Consider the following 18,359-nt stretch of genomic DNA (forward strand, 5'->3'; position numbering starts at 1 on the left):
CCGTTTTCGAAGACGTCGCTTCCCTACGCCCCCATGCTCTTCATCTCTCTCATTGGTCCGAAGCCCTCAGTCGACAATGCCGTTGCGTTTTCTATGCTGATGCCATGGAGCGGAAATTTCAGATCATTCATGGACGTGCTGTGCGGACCGACATCGCCGTGACGGAATATGACCTGCTCGACTATTATAGCCCTGCGCGGAGACGGCGGTAATGCCAATGAATGGACCATTGTTGACGACCTTCCGGACATCATGCCGATCGACGCTCAGCTTCTCGACATTCTCGAAGTATGCTTTGGTGACATATTGGACGACCTCTTGGCCGAAGGCTCGAGCCGTGAGCATGGTGACCATGCTCACGGGAAGTAGATGTTATCAGTCAGACCCGGGATCGGACGAGCAGGTGCGGATATCCTGATCCGCCCATTCTTGCAGATCCGGAATGGAGTACACCACGCGGCCTCCAAGCTTTCGATACCGCGGGCCGGTGCCGTAAAGGCGGTGCTTTTCCATGGTTCGCGGTGAGAGGCTAAGGAAACGCGCAGCCTCGGACGTCCGCAAATATCGGAATGGTGGGGTTTTCAAGGTCATCGTAAGCATCCTTCAAGCAAGCGCCGGATTGGCGCGCCTGACTCAACTCACGTGCGCTGGGAGCAAATTCCGATGGCTGATTTCACCCAAATGCAGACATTGTGAAATTATGGAGAGGCGCTTGAAAGCGGCCATTTGACGCCAGAACGATGCGACCGCTTCCGGCCTGATTTAGCGGGAACGGTGGCCGGCAAGTTTCCGGATGCGGGAACGGCTGGAATGGGGTGGAAAGTAGACCACTACTCTAGCATCAAGCAGACCCTTTACTCGTCTAGCGCGGCTATCAATGGTTTCAGCCAAGGCAGATAATCACGAGATCGGTCTTTATCGCGATGAATGGGAGCTCGAACTTGCTGGGCACTAGGCGTGTAAATGGCTCGCGAATTTTCTTCGGGTTTCAGGCAAGACGGCGAGAAGGGAACCTCTAAAAAGCCAAGCAGGGCTCGAATCTCCCGCTCTGTGTTCGAGATAAGCTGCGCATGATCGACGACGTGCAATCTGTCTGGCGCCAACTTTCGTACCGTTTCCAACATTCCAATATAAAGTCGATAATATCGACCGAGATCTTCGAGCGTGTTGGGAAAGTCGGTGTGGCGGTTGAAATAGGTCGTGTAGGCTGAAAAACAGCAGGCCAGCGGGTCGCGGCGTACATCGATGATCCGCGCGCCGGGCAGGATTCGGTGAATGAGCGCGACAAAGCGCCAGTTGGCTGGCAGTTTATCAGTGAAATAGGGCCGATCGGTTCGGCGGTAGCGCCCCGATTTTTCCATGTAGCGCGCGCCGAGTTGGGTCGCCTCGGTTGCCGTCAATGCCCGCAAACGGTGGACAAAGTTATCGGGCGCATCGAAAGCGCCGATAGACGCGGCAACGTCAGGAAGCGCGAACAATTCGCCTACGCCTTCGACGTCCGGATGGCTGGCGAGGATTTGTTCGACGAGCGTGGTTCCCGAGCGTGGCATTCCGACGATGAAGATCGCGCCATTCGTCGGCGCTGGGCCTTCTGGTGCCGCCGCGAAAAAGGTTGTGCGCAGCTTCCTGTGGGTCTCAACCAGGGCGGCGAGTCCTGCCCCCTGGTGAGGAACGACCGTTTCGCGGAGGGTGTTGGCTTCGCTAAATTTCTCGAATGACCCGTCGAACACCCCGAGGGCACCATACGCGCGGCCGAGCGCGAAGAGGAGCTGGATCTTTTGATAGGGATCGCGCGAACGAGCGACCCCTTTTTCCATCGCCACGAGATCGGCGTCGTTAAGCGACACGCCGGGTAAATTGGCAAGACCCAGCCATGCGGTCCCGTGATCGGGAGCGCGCTCGACCGCCGCGCGAAAGGCGGCGGCGGCCTCCTCCACGTCGCCGACGGCTACAAGGTCGCTCCCGAAATTCGCCCATAAGAGTGGCACGTCAGGGGCCATCGCAACAAGTAGCCGGTGGACGTCGAGCGCCTCGTTCGCGCGCCGTTCGCTGGAAAATATGCCGGCCTTGATCGACAGCGGCCAGACTTTCGACGGGTGGCGGTCTGTCTCGCGATCGATATGCGCCAATGCGTCGTCCGCACGACCGGCAGCGCAGAGATAGGATGTGAGCGCGGCATGCGCGCGGGCGTCGTCGGGATGGTTCGCGATGGCATGGCGCAGCGCTTGCTCGCTGTCGGTGGAAGGGGCGCGCAGGTTTGTCGATGGCATACGGAGGGTCTAGAGACGCAACTGCCATCGGGGCAAGCTTTGCGGAACCGCGACGGGTTGCGTTACGACCTGGCGAGAAATGTTACGCGGTATCAGCTCCCCGTGTCGATACCGTAACATACGTGATTATCCGTGATTTAGTAATAAGTTAATAACCAGTGTTTTGTAGCGGGCGAAGAATGTCATCTTTCGGACGCTCCGATGGATTGATCTGGTCTGCTCTCCATGACCAGCCGCTTCGGCGGAGGATGGGCACGACGATGGGGCAGATTGCGTGAGCCTTACAAGGCTCGCGAGGCAATCAGGGAAGGCGCTGCTCGTCCGATGGGAGACGGCGCTGAAGCCAGGGGGTCGTCGAATGCGCAGATATCACGGGTTCCGTTGCGGCATAACCGGTCGTTGCATCCCTATCGCTGTGCGCCGTTCGATATTGCCTCCGGACCTTGTTCAATAATCAAACCGCTCATTGCCTTGCTCGTCCGTCCGGACGGGCTTTTTTGCGTTCAAGGATGCGTCATGACCGAGAAGAAAATGCCTCGCCTTAACGACCGGACCGCAAAGGATCGATCGCGGCGCCTTCTCTGCGGGGCCTCGCTGGCGGCCGTGCTGGCGTGCGTGCCGATGTCCGCGCATGCCGAGGATCGGTATTGGGATGCCAACGGCACCGCGGTCGGCTCGGGCGGAACGGGCACGTGGAATCTCGCCAACCTCAACTGGAGCCCCAATGGCGACGGCGTGAGCGGTCCCTTTGCCGAGCCGTGGAACAATGGCGATCTCGATAATGCAATCTTCGGCAGCACTGCGGGGACGGTAACTGTTGGCGTGCCGGTGACGGTTGGCAACATCACCTTCAGTTCGGCAGGTTATGTTTTGAGCGGCAGCAGGATTACCCTGGGCGCTGCCAATTCGACGATCACGACGGCGACCGGGAACAGTACGATCAATTCGGTCGTTGCGGGGGCGAACGGATTGATCAAGTCCGGCGGCGGCGGGTTGATCCTCAATGGCGTGAACAGCTTTGCCGGCGATATCAACATCAATGCGGGCAGCCTCTATGCCGCTACCGACAGCGCACTGGGCGCCGCGGGCAACAATATCTTTACGGCGGGCGGGATTACCACCCGCCTGTCTATCGGGGGTGCAGGCACCGCGCGCACGGTTACCATCGGCAACGGCGGCAACCTGATCCTCGAAGGCGCGGCCGCCGGCTCGGCGCGGATCCGGGGCAACGGATCGGTGCAACTTGCCGCCGGCGGCATCACGATGAGCAACGACCTCAGCGATTATACCGGTCGCACCGTTTTTACCGCTTGCAATGGCGTCTGTTCGACCCGCTTCACCTCCATCGGCAATCTTGGAGAAGCAAGTTCGCTCGGCGCGCCCGTGACGGTGGCCGATGGTACGATCCTCTTCAACCAGCAGAGCCAGTACAGCGACAGCATCATCTATCTCGGCGACGGCGACACTTCGAACCGAAACTGGGACATCAACGGCAACGGCGCGCTGATCCGCAATCAGGGAAACGGAACGCTCGAGATCACGGGCAACGTCGATATTTCGGTCAATGGTGGCTTTTATGCCGACACGGCCGACGTTCGCCTGCTCGGCGTGCTTAGCGGCGGCAGCTTTGGTTTCAGCGCCTTGGCAGGCCGTCACGTCCTTCTTGGCGACGCGAATATCTTCACCGGCCAGGCAACGCTCGTGGGCGACGTCCGCGTTGGCAAGCTGGCCGATATCGGCAACGCCAGCTCGCTCGGCGCGGGCACGACGATCGGCCTTGCCAACGGGACGCTCAGCTACACAGGCGCTGGCGACGCGAGCAACCGCGAATGGCTGATCAATGGCGCAACCAACATCATCAGCAACGACGGCACGGGCGCGCTCAATCTGTCGGGGGCGCTTCTCTTCAACCCGGGCACCCCCAACCCGGACACGCTGACGCTCGGCGGCAACTTTGCCGGCACCAATATCTTTTCTGGCGTCATGTCTGGCAACGGCAACCTGGTCGCCGACAGCGCCGGGACCTGGGTGCTCGGCGGGGCGAATGTCCAGCGCGGCACGGTGACGGTGGCCAATGGTACGCTGCGCGCAGGTGTCGAAGGGGCTTTCGGCGTCACAACGGGTTTCATCGTCAACGGCGGTACGCTCGACCTTGGCGGCTTCGATCTCGTCGCGCCGTCGCTCACCGGCAGCGGCGGAACGGTTGCACTTGGCGCGCAAACGCTCACCGTCGATGCCAAGACCGCACAGGTCTTTGGCGGAAGCATCACCGGAAGCGGCGGCCTCAGGAAAACGAGCGCGGGCTCGCTGACCTTGACCGGTGCGAACAGCTACACTGGCGCGACGACGATTGGCGGCGGTACGCTCAAGCTCGATTTCGTCGGCGTCGGCGGTCCTGCCGACAACATCATTTCGGCATCGTCGGCGCTCGCCCTGTCGGGCGGCACGATGGAGGTCGTCGGCGCGGCGGGCGAGACCAACAATCAGTCGTTCAACGGCCTGACGATCAATGCCGGCAGCAGCACTGTGCGAGCGATCAATGGCGCCGGCGGCATCATCAACCTCAATCTCGGTGCGATTACCCGCGCTGGCGGGCTGGTCAACTTCGTGCTGCCGACCAGCGGCGCGATCACGACGAGCAACGCCGATGGGGTTCTCGGCGGCTGGGCAACGATTAACGGGTCGGACTATGCCAAAGTCGTCGGCGGGGGCATTATTGCTTTCGACGCCAGCGATTATACCATCAAGGATGATGCGGGCGCCTGGGCGAACGGCGATATCATCAGCGATACCGCGGGTGCCGCAAATACGCCTTTCTTTGGCACGGTGAATGGTAACGTCCAGCTGGGCGGTCTGCGCTACACGGCCGCGGCAAACTCGGTTGTCGCGGTCGGCGCCGGCAATACGCTCGGGATCGACGGCACGATCATCGTCGCGCCGAGTACGCTCGCCACCAACCAGGCCATCAACGGCGGCTTCCTGACTGGCAGCAGCGGCGGCGGGACGCTCGGGGTCCAGCATAATGGTACGGGGATTCTCACGGTCGGCTCGACGATCGTGGACAATGGCGGCTCGACGAGCTTTGCCAAGAGCGGCGGCGGCACGGTCCGCTTGAACGCGGCCAACAGCTATACCGGGGGCACGACGCTGAGCGGCGGCCGATTGGAAGTTATGCAGCTCGCCAACGGCGGTGTCGCAAGCAGCATTGGCGCGTCGAGCGCCGACGCAGCGAACATGGTCCTCGAAAGCGGCACGCTTGCCTATACGGGCGGCGTCGATGCCGTCACCGATCGCGGGATCACGCTCGTTAACGGTGGCGCCGAGCGCGCGATCCAGGTCGATTCCGGGCGCACGGTCGAGTTTTCGGGCCTGGTTACAAGCCCTGACGATGCGGGCCTGACCAAGACCGGCTGGGGCACGCTTGTCCTGTCGAACGCCGCGAACGATTATGTCGGCGTCACGACGATCACCCAAAATCCGGGCGCCGGATCCAGTACGCTCTCGGTGGGCACGCTGTCGGACGGCGGCGTGGCAAGCGGCATTGGCGCGGCGAGCAGCGATTCCGCCAATCTTGTGATCAGCAACAGCGCCCGGCTGCAATATACCGGTGGCACGGTCGCGATCGATCGCGGCTTTACCCTGGCGGGTGGTCAGGGTGGTATCGACGTGGCCAATGCGGGCACAACGCTGACGATCAGCGGCGTTGCAGCGGGTGCGGGATCGCTCTTCAAGGATGGCGCGGGCACGCTCATCCTTAGCGGTGCCAACACCTACACAGGCGATACGAGCGTCAATGGCGGCATTTTGCGTGCGGGTTCGGCGCAGGCATTCGGCCCGACCGGCCGCATGACCGTCAATAGCGGCGCAAAGCTGGAGCTCGGCGGTTTCAATGCCAGCTTCTTGTCCGTGATTGGTGACGGCCTGATCGACCTCGGCGGGCGTACCCTGACGACGGGCGGCGCGGGCGGCATCTTCACGGGCCGCATTACCGGCACTGGCGGCTACACGCGTACCGGCGGTTTCACGCAGACGTTGAGCGGTTGCAACAACGACTACACCGGCGTCACGACGATGGGCGGGACACTTTCGGTCGACTGCATCGCCAATGGCGGGCAAGCGAGCGGAATTGGCGCGTCGTCGTCGGCGGCGTCGAACCTTTCCTTCGCCGGCGGCACGCTCGTCTATACCGGCGCCAGCGTTTCAACCGATCGCGGCTTCGCGATGACGGGCAACGGCAACCTCAACGTCTTCAACGCAGGCACGACGCTCGAATTTTCGGGAATCCTCACCGGCGCCGGACAGCTCAACAAAGATGGCGCGGGAACGCTGCTGCTGTCGGGGGTGAACAACACAACCAACTTGTTGCGCGTGATAAACGGCACGGTGCGCGCCGGATCGACAACGGCTTTGGGCAGCGGCGGGGTATCGCTCGACAACACCGCCGGGGTCCTGCTCGATCTCGATGGCTACAATAACAACGCTCTCTATCTGATAGGGGGCGGCACGACCGGCGGCAATATCAACCTCGATACGGCGACGCTGACGATCACCAACGGCGGCAGCCTTGCCGCCAATTACGGCGGTGCAATTTCGGGAAGCGGCGGTCTGATCAAGAACGGCGGCAGCTTCCAACAGCTGTCTGGCTGTTCGAGCAGCTACGGTGGGACGACCGTCATCAACGGCGGTACGCTCGCGGTCGCCTGTCTCGGCAATGGCGGTGAGAACAGTTCGATCGGCTCCTCCTCCTCGGCGGCGAGCAATCTCGTCCTGAGCGGCGGCACGCTGCAATATGTCGGCACGGGCGGAAGCACGGATCGTCAGTTCACGCTCGGCGCCTCGGCGACGAGCAAGCTCGACGCGTCGGGTTCGGGCGCGATCGCCTTCACCCACGCCGGCCCGCTGACCTTCGCGGGCGCGAATACAGCGCAGACGCTGTCGCTGGGCGGCACCAACACCGGCAACAATATCCTCGCCGCGCAGATCACGAACAACGGAACCGGCGTCACGAGGTTGACCAAGACCGACGCGGGCACGTGGATTCTGACCAATGCGGGCAGCACCTACACCGGCATCACGACGATCAGCGGCGGCGTGCTGGGGGTCGACAAGCTGGCCGACGGCGGTCTTGCGAGCAGCATCGGTGCCTCGTCGGCGGCTGCGGCCAACCTCGTCATCGGTAATGGCTCGACGCTGCGTTATACGGGCGCCGGAGATACGACGAACCGCCTGTTCACCCTGTCGGCGGGCGTGACCTTCATCGAATCGTCGGGCACGGGCGCGATCGTCTTCACCGATACCGGCCCTGTCACGCTCGCGAGCAACAATCAGGCCCGCACCATTGCGCTCGGCGGGACCAACGGCGGCAACAACACGCTGGCGGGGTCGATCGGCAATGCCGGGACCGGCGTGACCACGCTCGCCAAGAACGACAGCGGCACATGGGTGCTGACGGGCAATCACAGCTATACCGGATCGACCAACGTCAACGGCGGCACGCTGTTCATCGGCGGCGGGGGCACCACGGGGTCAATCGCGAGCGCGACCGTCAATAATTTCGGCACCCTCGGTTTCAATCGCAGCGACCTCCTGTCCTATGGCGGGCAGATCGTCGGCACCGGTTCGCTGCGGCAGGCCGGAACCGGCACGACCGTGCTGACCGGCACCAATCTTTATACCGGCGGCACGACGATCGATGCAGGCACGCTGCAGCTCGGCAATGGCGGCACGACGGGCAGCATCGTCGGCGATGTGGTCGACAACGGCGTGCTGGTCTTCAACCGTTCGAATCTCTTCACCCTTGCCGGCCTTGTCTCGGGCAGCGGCGCCGTGCAGCAGATCGGCAGCGGCACGACGATCCTCTCGGGCGTCAACAGCTATACCGGCGGCACGTCGATTCTTGCCGGCACCCTTCAGGTTTCGGCCGACGCCAATCTGGGCGCGGCGGCAGGCGGTCTCGTCTTCTCGAACGGTACGCTGCGCACCACGGCGTCTTTTTCGAGCGCGCGGAGCAGCAGCATGACCGGGGCGGGCACGATCCTGACCGACGCCGGGACGACCCTTTCGCTGAGCGGCCTGATTTCGGGGGTGGGCGGGCTCACCAAATCGGGCGCGGGCATTTTGGCTTTGAGCGGAAACAACAGCTATGCGGGCGCGACCAATGTGAACGCGGGTACGCTGCGGATCAACGGCGACCAGTCGGCGGCGACGGGTCTCGTGACGGTTGCATCCGGCGCGACACTGGCAGGCAGCGGGACGATCGGCGGCAGCGTCAATGTGCTGAACGGCGGCATCCTTGCGCCGGGCAACAGCCCCGGCACGCTCAACATCAACGGCGACCTGGCGCTGTCCGGCGGTTCGATTCTGAATTTCGAGTTCGGCGAAGCGGGCGTTGCGGGCGGCGCGCTCAACGATCTGGTCAACGTCGACGGCAATCTGACGCTCGATGGCACGATCAACGTCACCACGTCGAGCGGAGGCTATTTCGGCGGCGGCATCTACCGCGTGTTCAACTATGACGGGACGCTCACCGACAACGGGCTGGCGCTGGGATCGATGCCGGCCGGGAGCAACGTCACCGTCCAGACGTCGGTGGAGGGTCAGGTCAACCTGATCAACAGCGAGGGCCTTGCGCTCAGCTTCTGGGATGGCGGCGCCGGACCCAAGTTCGACGATCTGGTCAACGGCGGCGACGGCAGCTGGCATCTCGGCGGCGTCGACAACAACTGGACTGGCGCCGACGGCGCGGTCAACGCGGCCTATGCCGACGCGACCTTCGCCATCTTCGCGGGCGCGCCGGGCACGGTTACGGTCGACAACAGCGGCGGCGCGGTCACCGTGACGGGAATGCAGTTCGCGACCGACGGCTATCTGATCGACGGCGCGCCGCTGACGCTGGTCGGCCCCGAATCGATCATCCGCATTGGCGACGGCACCGCAGCTGGCGCGGGCTTCACCGCGACGATCAGCGCCGACCTCACTGGCGCGTCGCAACTGGTCAAGACCGATGCCGGCACGCTCGTGCTGACGGGCGCCAACAGCTACACCGGCGGCACGCGGATCGAGGGCGGGGTGCTTTCGGTCGAGAATGACAGCTTCCTCGGCGATGCTGCGGGCGCGATCACGCTCGACGGCGGCACCTTACGGATGACGGGCACCAACTCGGTCAACGCGCACGCCTATATTCTGGGCGCGAACGGCGGCGCGATCGACATTGCCAATGCCGCGACGTCGAACGGCGTCCTCGATGCCATGACAGGAAGCGGCGGATTTACGAAACTCGGCGCCGGTTCGCTCGCGCTCGCTGGCGAGAACAGCTATACCGGCGGCACGACGATCGAGGCCGGGACGCTGCAGATCGGCGGCTTTGGCGGCGCGACCGGCTCGATCACTGGCGACGTGGTCAACAATGCCCGCCTCGTCTTCAACCGCTCGAATGCCTACGCCTATGCCGGTTCGATCACCGGCACTGGCAGCGTTCAGGTAGCCAGCACTGGCGTGACCACGCTGACCGGCAACAGCAATTATGGCGCCGGGACGATCATCAACGGTGTGGGGGGCGAGCTTCGTATCGTCGGCGGGGCCAATGTCATTTCCGGGGGCGGCACGGCGATGGGGCGCTCGACGCTGAGCGTCGATGGCGCGAATTCGGTTTTCAGCACGACCGCCATTGGCGGGAATATTACCGGCACCGGTTCGGCCACCGTGAACGTGACGGACGGTGGTACGCTCCGGATCAGGGCGGGCGACCTGGATATGCGGGGCACTCTCAACGTCGCGACCCGGATCAACATCACCGGCACGAACTCGCTGGCCGATGTGTCGGGCGGCATTCGCGGAAGCGCGACCTTCAACGCTCCCTTCAGCCTGACGGTCGGCGCGGGCGGGACGCTGCGCACCGCGGGCGCGAGCCAGATCGGCACCGCGACCAGCAACAGCAACGCCATCGCCGTCGCGGTCACCGGCGCGGGTTCCAACTGGACGAGCACCGATGCGCTATTGATGACCGCGGGCGATTTCATCGTCGATCAGGGCGGTGCAGCGAGCTTCGCGGCGGCAACCTTCGGCGCGGCGCCGCAGGCCGCAAACCTGACAGTATCGGGCGCGGGCTCCAGCTTCGCTACGACGGGCGACCTGATTATCGGAAACGGCACCGGAACCGCCGTCCTGACGGTCGCCGATGGCGGCCGGGCCATTGCCGGATCCGGGCTCCAGATTGCCGCGCAGGCCGGTGCGACCGGCACTGTCAATATCGGCGGCGTTGAAGGCGCCGCCGCTGCCACCGCCGGATTCATCGACGGCAACATCGTTTTTGGCCTCGGCGCGAGCGAGCTGAATTTCAATCACACCGATACTGATTATATCTTCGCCAACAGCATGGCGGGCCTTGGAACGGTCAACCAAATGGCGGGAACCACGCGCCTGACCGGAGACAGCTCGTCTCTCATCAGCACGACCTCGGTGGCGGGCGGCACGCTGCTCGTCGATGGCGTTCTTGGCGCCGGAGTGAGCCTCGTGAGCGTGGCGACAGGTGGCACGCTGGGCGGCACCGGAACGATCGGCGGCAATGTCGATATCTTTGACGGCAACCTCAATCCCGGCGATGTCGGTGGGGTTCCGGGCCGACTGACCATCGCCGGTCACCTCTTCCTCGCGCCGGCCGCGACGCTCAATGTCGATTTCGGTCAGGCGAATGTCGTCGGTGGCGCGCTCAACGATCTGATCGAGGTCGGCGGCGACCTGACGCTCGACGGCACGCTCAATGTCGCGGTGCCCCCGGGCGGCAGCTTCGATCCGGGCCTCTATCGCATCATCAACTATGGCGGGACGCTGACCGACAACGGGCTGACGGCCGATTCGGGTTATTTCGTCCAGACCTCGGTCGCGAACCAGGTCAATCTGGTCAACACGACCGGCCTCACCATGCGGTTCTGGGACGGCGTCAGCGGTGGGAAAAATGACGGGACGATCACCGGCGGCGACGGCCTGTGGCAGGCGAGCGGCGGCAACGACAACTGGACCGAATATGACGGTTCGGCCAACGCCCCCTTCACCGACGATGCCTTTGCGGTCTTCTCGGGCGTCGGCGGCACGGTGACCATCGACGACACGCTTGGCGCCGTCACGGCGTCGGGGATGCAGTTCGCCAGCGACGGCTATGCCATCTCGGGCGACGATCTCGCATTCGTCGATCCGGCGGCGATCATTCGCGTCGGCGATGGCTCGATTGGCGGTGCAGCCTATATCGCGACGATCACGTCGAACCTGACCGGCGTCGGTGGTGTCATCAAGTCCGACCTCGGCACGCTGGTACTGACCGGGACGAACAGTTTCGCGGGCGAAACCAACGTCCGCGACGGCGAACTGCGGCTTGCGAACGGCGGCACGCTGACCAATACGGAGGGCATGATCGGCCGCGAAAGCGGCGAGCAGGGCACGCTGACCGTGATCGGCACGGACGGCAGCGGCAATGCCTCGACATGGACCAATACGGGCATCCTCCGCGTCGGTCGCTTGGGCACCGGTACGCTGAACATTCTCGACGGCGGTCTCGTGACCGTCGCGGACATCGTCTATATCGGCGACGATGTGGGCGGCAGCGGGACGGTCACCGTTTCGGGACAGGACGCGAGCGGCAATGCCTCGACGTGGACCGGGGCGAGCGACATCGTCATCGGCGAGCTCGGCAACGGCACGCTGAACATCGCTGCGGGCGGTCAGGTCAGCAACCAGACGGGCTGGATCGGGTCGAACGCCGGTGCACAGGGCATTGTCAACGTCTCGGGTATCGGCACAAACGGCGTCGCGTCGACCTGGACGAACAATGGCGATGTGCAGGTCGGATATTCCGGCAATGGGACATTGAACATCACCGATGGCGGCAAGGTCGTCGGCGTCGGAGGCGATATCGGCGGGAACAGCGATGGCATTGGCGAGGTCCTCGTCAGCGGCGCAGGCTCGTCGTGGGAAAACAGCGGACGGATCAACGTCGGGCTGTTCGGGGCCGGAACGCTGCGCATCGGAAATGGCGCCACGGTCACCAGCAATGACGGGATCGTCGGCACCTCCTCCCAAGGCGACGCGATCATTTCGGGTGCGGGCACCTCATGGGTGAACACTCAGCAATTTACCGTCGGCAGTTTCGGCACCGGCTCGCTGCGCATCGAAAATGGCGCGAACGTCACGAGCAATCAGGGCTATATCGGTGCCAATGCCACCGGCAGCGTCGTGGTGACGGGTGCCGGGTCGAACTGGCTGGTCACCGATTTCTCGATGACCATCGGCAATGAAGGAACGGGCTCGCTGTTGATCGAAAACGGCGGGCTTGTCCGTGCCGGTGGGGGCTTCGTGCTCGCTAATACAGGCGGGGCGAGTGCAACAGTAGCGGTGCGAGGCACCACGGGAAATCGCGGCGTTCTGGAGACCCGACGGATCAGCGGCGGCCTCGGGACTGTCGACTTCTCGCTCGACGGCGGTGTGCTGCGCGCGACCGCCGACAATAACAGCTTCTTCGCGGGTTTCGGCACGCGCGACATCGCACTCGGCGCAAACGGCGGCTTTATCGACACTAATGACCACAACATCGGCATCGCGCCGCGCTTCACCGGCGCTGGCGGGCTGACCAAGGACGGCCTCGGCACGCTGACGCTGACCGGCCCCAACAGCTATGCGGGGGCGACGCTCGTCAACGCGGGCACCTTGATCGTCAACGGCGACCAGTCGGCGGCGACCGGGCTGACGACGGTCTTCTCCGGCGCGACGCTGGGCGGCACCGGGACGATTGGCGGCAACGTCGCCATGCTGGACGGCGCGATCCTGGCACCGGGCCAAAGTGCCGGTACGCTGACGATCAACGGCGATCTGTCGCTCGCCGGCGGTTCGATCCTTAACTATGAGTTTGGACAGGCCAATGTGGCGGGCGGCGCGCTCAACGATCTGGTCCATGTCGGCGGCGACCTGACGCTCGACGGCACGATCAATGTGACGGTCCCGGCGGGGGGCAGCTTTGGCCCCGGCATCTACCGCGTGTTCGACTATGACGGCGCGCTGATCGACAATGGGCTGACGCTGGGAACGATCCCCGGCGGCCCCGGCGGAGTTCTGGTCCAGACGGGGATCGCGGGCCAGGTGAACCTCGTCAATTCGCAGGGCCTCACGCTCAATTTCTGGGACGGCGCGGCCGGACCCAAAAATGATGATGCGCTGAATGGCGGCGACGGCGTGTGGCGCGCCGCGGGCGGCCAGAACAACTGGACCGATGCCAATGGATCGATCAACGCCGATTATGCGCAGGACAGCTTCGCGATCTTCGCGGGTGCGTCCGGCACGGTCACGATTGATAACAGCGACGGCAATGTCCTTGCCTCTGGCATGCAATTCGCCAGCGACGGCTATGTCCTGACGGGCGACACGCTGACGCTGACCGGCGCGCAGGCGATCGTGCAGGTCGGCGACAGCAGTGCCGCAGGCGCGGGCTATACCGCGGCGATCGGCAGCGACCTGACCGGAACGGCGATGCTGGTCAAGACCGACGGAGGGACGCTCGTCCTGTCGGGCGCCAACAGCTACACGGGCGGCACGGCGATCAATGGCGGCACGCTCCGCATTTCGTCCGACGCCCATCTTGGGGATGCGGCGGGCGGACTGGCGTTCGGCGGCGGCACGCTGCACACGACCGCCGATATCGTGTCGGGCCGTGCGGTCGACCTTGCCGGCAGCGCGACGTTCCTGACCGACGCAGGCCTCACCCTTTCGGGTGTGATTTCGGGCGCGGGCGACCTGACGAAGGACGGTGCGGGGACGCTCGTCCTGACGGCGGACAATGATTATGCCGGCGGCACGACGATCCTCGCCGGGCGGCTGGAGATCGGTGCCGGCGGAACAAGCGGCGCGATCGCGGGCGATGTCGTCAACGATGGCGTGCTTGCGTTCAACCGTTCTGACGACATGGTGTTTGCCGGCCTGATCACGGGCGGCGGTTCGCTTGAGCAGACGGGTTCGGGAAGGACGATCCTGACCGGCGATCATCTCTCCACCGGCGGCACGACGATTTCGGCGGGCACGCTGCAACTTGGCGATGGCGGCACCTCGGGCTCGATCATCGGTGACGTCGTCAACAATGGCCTGCTCGTCTTCAGCCGCGCGGACACACAGACCTTCGCGGGCGTGATTTCGGGCAGCGGTGCGGTCGATCAGAACGGCCCGGGTATCGCGACCCTTACCGGCAGCAACAGCTATGCCGGGACGACCAGCGTTAGTTCGGGCACTCTGCTCGTAAATGGGGACCAGTCGGCCGCGACGGGCGTGACCAATGTTGGTGCAGGCGCGACGTTAGGCGGGTCGGGCATCATCGGCGGCAATGTGTTCGTCGACACCGGCGCGACGCTTGCCCCCGGCGTGAATGCTCCCGGCACGCTCACGATCAACGGCAATCTCTCGCTTGCGGCGGGTGCGACGCTTGGCTTCGAATTCGGCCGCGCGAACGATGTCGGGGGCCCGCTCAACGATGTCATTAACATCGGTGGCGACCTTCTCCTCGACGGCACCCTCGACATATCGGTGCCGGTGGGGGGCAGCTTCGATATCGGCCTTTATCGCGTCGCCAACTATGCCGGTACGCTCACCGACAACGGTCTGGCCCTCGGCACGCTGCCGACGGGCGCCAATGCGCAGGTGCAGACGTCGATTGCGGGCGAAGTGAATCTGATCAACACCGGGGCTGCAACGCTCAACTTCTGGGACGGCGCCGCCGGGCCGAAGTTCGACAATGCGGTGAACGGCGGCGACGGCGTCTGGCAGAACAGCACCGGCAATGACAATTGGGCCGACATCAGCGGCGCGGTAAACGCGGGCTATGACGATGGCGCCTTTGCCATCTTCTCGGGCACCGCGGGAACCGTGACGATCGACAACAGCCTTGGCGCGGTGTCCTCGTCGGGGATGCAGTTCGCGGTCGGCGGCTACCGGATCACCGGCGACATGCTGACGCTGGACGGCGCACAGGCCGTGATCCGCGTTGGCGACGGCACCGCTGCGGGTGCGGCCTATGTCGCGACGATCGACGCCGAACTCACGGGTGCGGCTGCGCTGGTCAAGGCCGACGCGGGCACGCTCGTCCTGACAGGCAGCAACAGCTACACTGGCGGAACGTCGATCAACGGCGGTACATTGCAGATCGAAGCCGACGGCAATCTGGGCGACGCGGGCGGCGCGGTCCGCTTCGACGGCGGCACGCTGCAAACGACGGCGACCTTCACCTCGGCGCGCGATGTCGAGCTGATCGGCGCTGGCGGTTTCCGTACCGATGGCGGTACGACGCTGACGCTTACCGGCGCGCTGTCGGGTGCGGGCAGCTTCACCAAGAATGGCGCCGGCACGCTGGTTCTGGGCGGCGGCGGCACCTTTGGCGGCGCAACGGTTGCGGGCGGCACGATGTTCGTCAACGGCAATTATGCTGCGGCGAGCGGCTCCACCAGTGTCCTTTCCGGCGCGACGCTGGGCGGCACCGGCACGATCGGCGGCAATGTCGATTTCGCCAGCGGGGCCACGCTGGCGCCGGGCGCGGGCGGCACGGGTACGCTGACCGTCGGCGGCAATCTGTCGCTGGCTGCCGGGACGCAGCTCGATTTCGAATTCGGGCAGGCGGGCGTCGCGGGCGGCGCGCTCAACGACCTTGTCAACGTCGGCGGCGATCTGATCCTCGACGGTGTGCTGAATGTCAGCGTGCCGACGGGCGGCGCGTTCGACGCCGGCATCTATCGCATGTTCAACTATGGCGGTGCGCTGACGTACAATGGCGTCACCTTCGGCACCATGCCGACGGGCGCGAACACCGCCATCCAGACCTCGGTCGCGGGGCAGGTCAATCTGGTCAATTCGGGTGGCCTGACGCTGAACTTCTGGGACGGCGCGGCGGGGCCCAAGGTCGACGGCGTGATCAACGGCGGCGACGGCGTCTGGCAGAGCAGCGCGGGCAACAACAACTGGACCGACGCGACGGGCAATCTCAGCGCGCCCTATGCCGATGGAGCCTTTGCGATCTTCGGCGGCACTGCGGGTACGGTCACGGTCGATAATGCGCCGGGCGCGGTGTCGGTCACCGGCATGCAGTTCGCGGCGAACGGCTATGTCATCACCGGCGACGCCGTCACGCTCGACGGGGCGCAGGCGGTGATCCGCGTCGGCGACGGCAGCACGGCGGGCGCGAGCTTCACCGCGACGATCGCTTCGGCGCTCACCGGAACGGCGCAGCTGGTCAAGACCGACGCGGGGACGCTCGTCCTCGGCGGCACGAACAGCTACACCGGCGGCACGCAGATCGTCGGCGGCACGCTCCGCATTTCGAGCGATGCCAACCTCGGCGCGGCGAGCGGCGACGTGACGTTCGATGGCGGGACGCTGGAGGCGAGCGCGAACATCACCAGCGCGCGCGGCTTTGTCGTAGCCGGCGGCGGTACGATAGCGACCGCGGCCGACACGGTCTTTACCTACAACGGCCTCTTCTCTGGAACGGGCGGGCTGACCAAAAATGGCGCGGGCACGCTGCTCGTCACGGCCGAAAACGGCGGCTTCGGCGGCAGCACGACGGTCGCCGGCGGCACGCTGGCCGTGCAGGGAAGCCTGGGCGGCGCAGCCAGCGTCGGCGCGGCGGGCCGCGTCGAAGGCGTGGGCCGCGTCGGCAGCCTTGCCAATGCCGGCGTCGTCGCGCCGGGCAGCGGCATCGGTTCGCTGACCGTCGCGGGCGATTATGTCGGCAATAGCGGCGTGCTCGAGATCGAGGCCGCACTTGGCGGCGATGCCTCGGCAGCCGATCGCCTGATCGTGAACGGCGCCACATCGGGCAATACGCGGGTCGCGGTGATCAACCGCGGCGGCCTCGGCGCGCAGACGGTCGAGGGAATCAAGATCGTCGACGTCGCGGGCGCATCGAACGGCAATTTCGCGCTTGAGGGCGACTATCTGTTCGACGGCGAGCAGGCGGTGGTCGTGGGGGCTTATGGCTATCGCCTCTACAAGAATGGCATATCGACGCCGCAGGACGGCGACTGGTATCTCCGCTCTGCGCTTCTCGACGGCGAGAATCCGGAAGTCCCGCTCTATCAGCCGGGTGTTCCGGTCTATGAGGCCTATGTCGGCGCCTTGCAGTCGCTGAACCGTCTGCCGACCCTGCAACAGCGTGTCGGCAACCGTTCGTGGGCCGCTTCGCCGATCGCCGGTGCGGGCCTGTGGGGCCGTTTCGAATCCGAACGCCAGCGTCCCGACGCACTCGTCTCGACGACCGGTGCCGACCGCAAGGTCGACCATTGGCAGGCGCAGATCGGGCTCGACGCGGTTGTGGCGGAGCGTAGCGACGGCGCCGCGCTCGTCGGCGGGCTGACCGCGCATTATGGCAAGGCGGACAGCAATGTCGCGTCGATCTTCGGCAACGGCACAATCGACACGCAGGGCTATGGCGTGGGCGCGACGATGACCTGGTACGGGCCGAAGGGCTTTTACGTCGACGGACAGGTCAAGCTCAGCTGGTTCGACAGCGACCTTGAATCGAACATCCTTGGACCGCTGGCCCGCGGCAACAAGGGCGACGGCCAGGCCTTCAGCTTCGAAGTTGGCAAACAAACGTCGATCGGCCGTAACCTCAGCATCACGCCGCAGGTCCAGATGAGCTACGCCAAGGTTGATTTCGATCGCTTCGCCGATCCGTCGGCGACCGCGGTTTCGGTTGGGAAGGGCGAAAGACTGAAGACCCGCTGGGGTCTGGCGATCGATCATCAGACAAGCTGGAAGGGCCGTGCGGGCGACATCCGCCGCACGCGCCTCTATACGGTGATGAACCTCAGCTACGAATGGCTCGACGGTGCGGTTGCCGATGTGTCGGGAACGCCGATCGCAAATCGCGATCATCGCCTGTGGGGCGAACTGGGTCTGGGCGGCAGCTACAGCTGGGGCGACGATCGTTTCACCCTATACACCGAAATGTCGGGCGATACCGCCATCGCCGACTTCGGCGCCGGTTATAATCTCAAAGGAACGGCAGGGGTCCGAGTGCGGTTCTAGACCCCAGTTCTGGCTAATAGAGAGAGAGAGAGCGTTTCA

At 64.6% G+C, this 18,359-nt stretch carries 3 protein-coding genes; 1 reads left to right on the forward strand and 2 read right to left on the reverse strand.

All coding sequences use genetic code 11. From position 1 onward, the window contains the following. Positions 1 to 375: 375 nt before the first annotated feature. Both AC3A43_RS16530 and AC3A43_RS16535 read right to left on the reverse strand, forming a co-directional pair. Complete coding sequence (locus tag AC3A43_RS16530; protein WP_487793635.1) at positions 376 to 600, reverse strand: helix-turn-helix transcriptional regulator; 225 nt, start codon at positions 598 to 600, stop codon at positions 376 to 378. A gap of 254 nt (positions 601 to 854) precedes the next feature. Continuing rightward, a complete protein-coding gene (locus AC3A43_RS16535) occupies positions 855 to 2,270 on the reverse strand; it encodes a sulfotransferase family protein (RefSeq protein ID WP_487793636.1) in 1,416 nt (471 codons plus the stop codon). A gap of 516 nt (positions 2,271 to 2,786) precedes the next feature. Between AC3A43_RS16535 and AC3A43_RS16540 the strand changes: the two genes are divergently transcribed. After that, the gene (locus tag AC3A43_RS16540; protein WP_487793637.1) at positions 2,787 to 18,320 is read left to right on the forward strand and encodes an autotransporter-associated beta strand repeat-containing protein; all 15,534 of its coding nucleotides are present in this window, start codon (positions 2,787 to 2,789) and stop codon (positions 18,318 to 18,320) included. Positions 18,321 to 18,359: the final 39 nt, after the last annotated feature.

The sequence above is a fragment of the Sphingopyxis sp. Soil_C_28 genome (assembly GCF_057657055.1).

Bases quoted from the DNA above. Each gene is read 5' to 3' on its own strand.
- AC3A43_RS16530 (WP_487793635.1), bottom strand. From the start codon at position 600: ATGCTTACGATGACCTTGAAAACCCCACCATTCCGATATTTGCGGACG.
- AC3A43_RS16535 (WP_487793636.1), bottom strand. From the start codon at position 2,270: ATGCCATCGACAAACCTGCGCGCCCCTTCCACCGACAGCGAGCAAGCG.
- AC3A43_RS16540 (WP_487793637.1), top strand. From the start codon at position 2,787: ATGACCGAGAAGAAAATGCCTCGCCTTAACGACCGGACCGCAAAGGAT.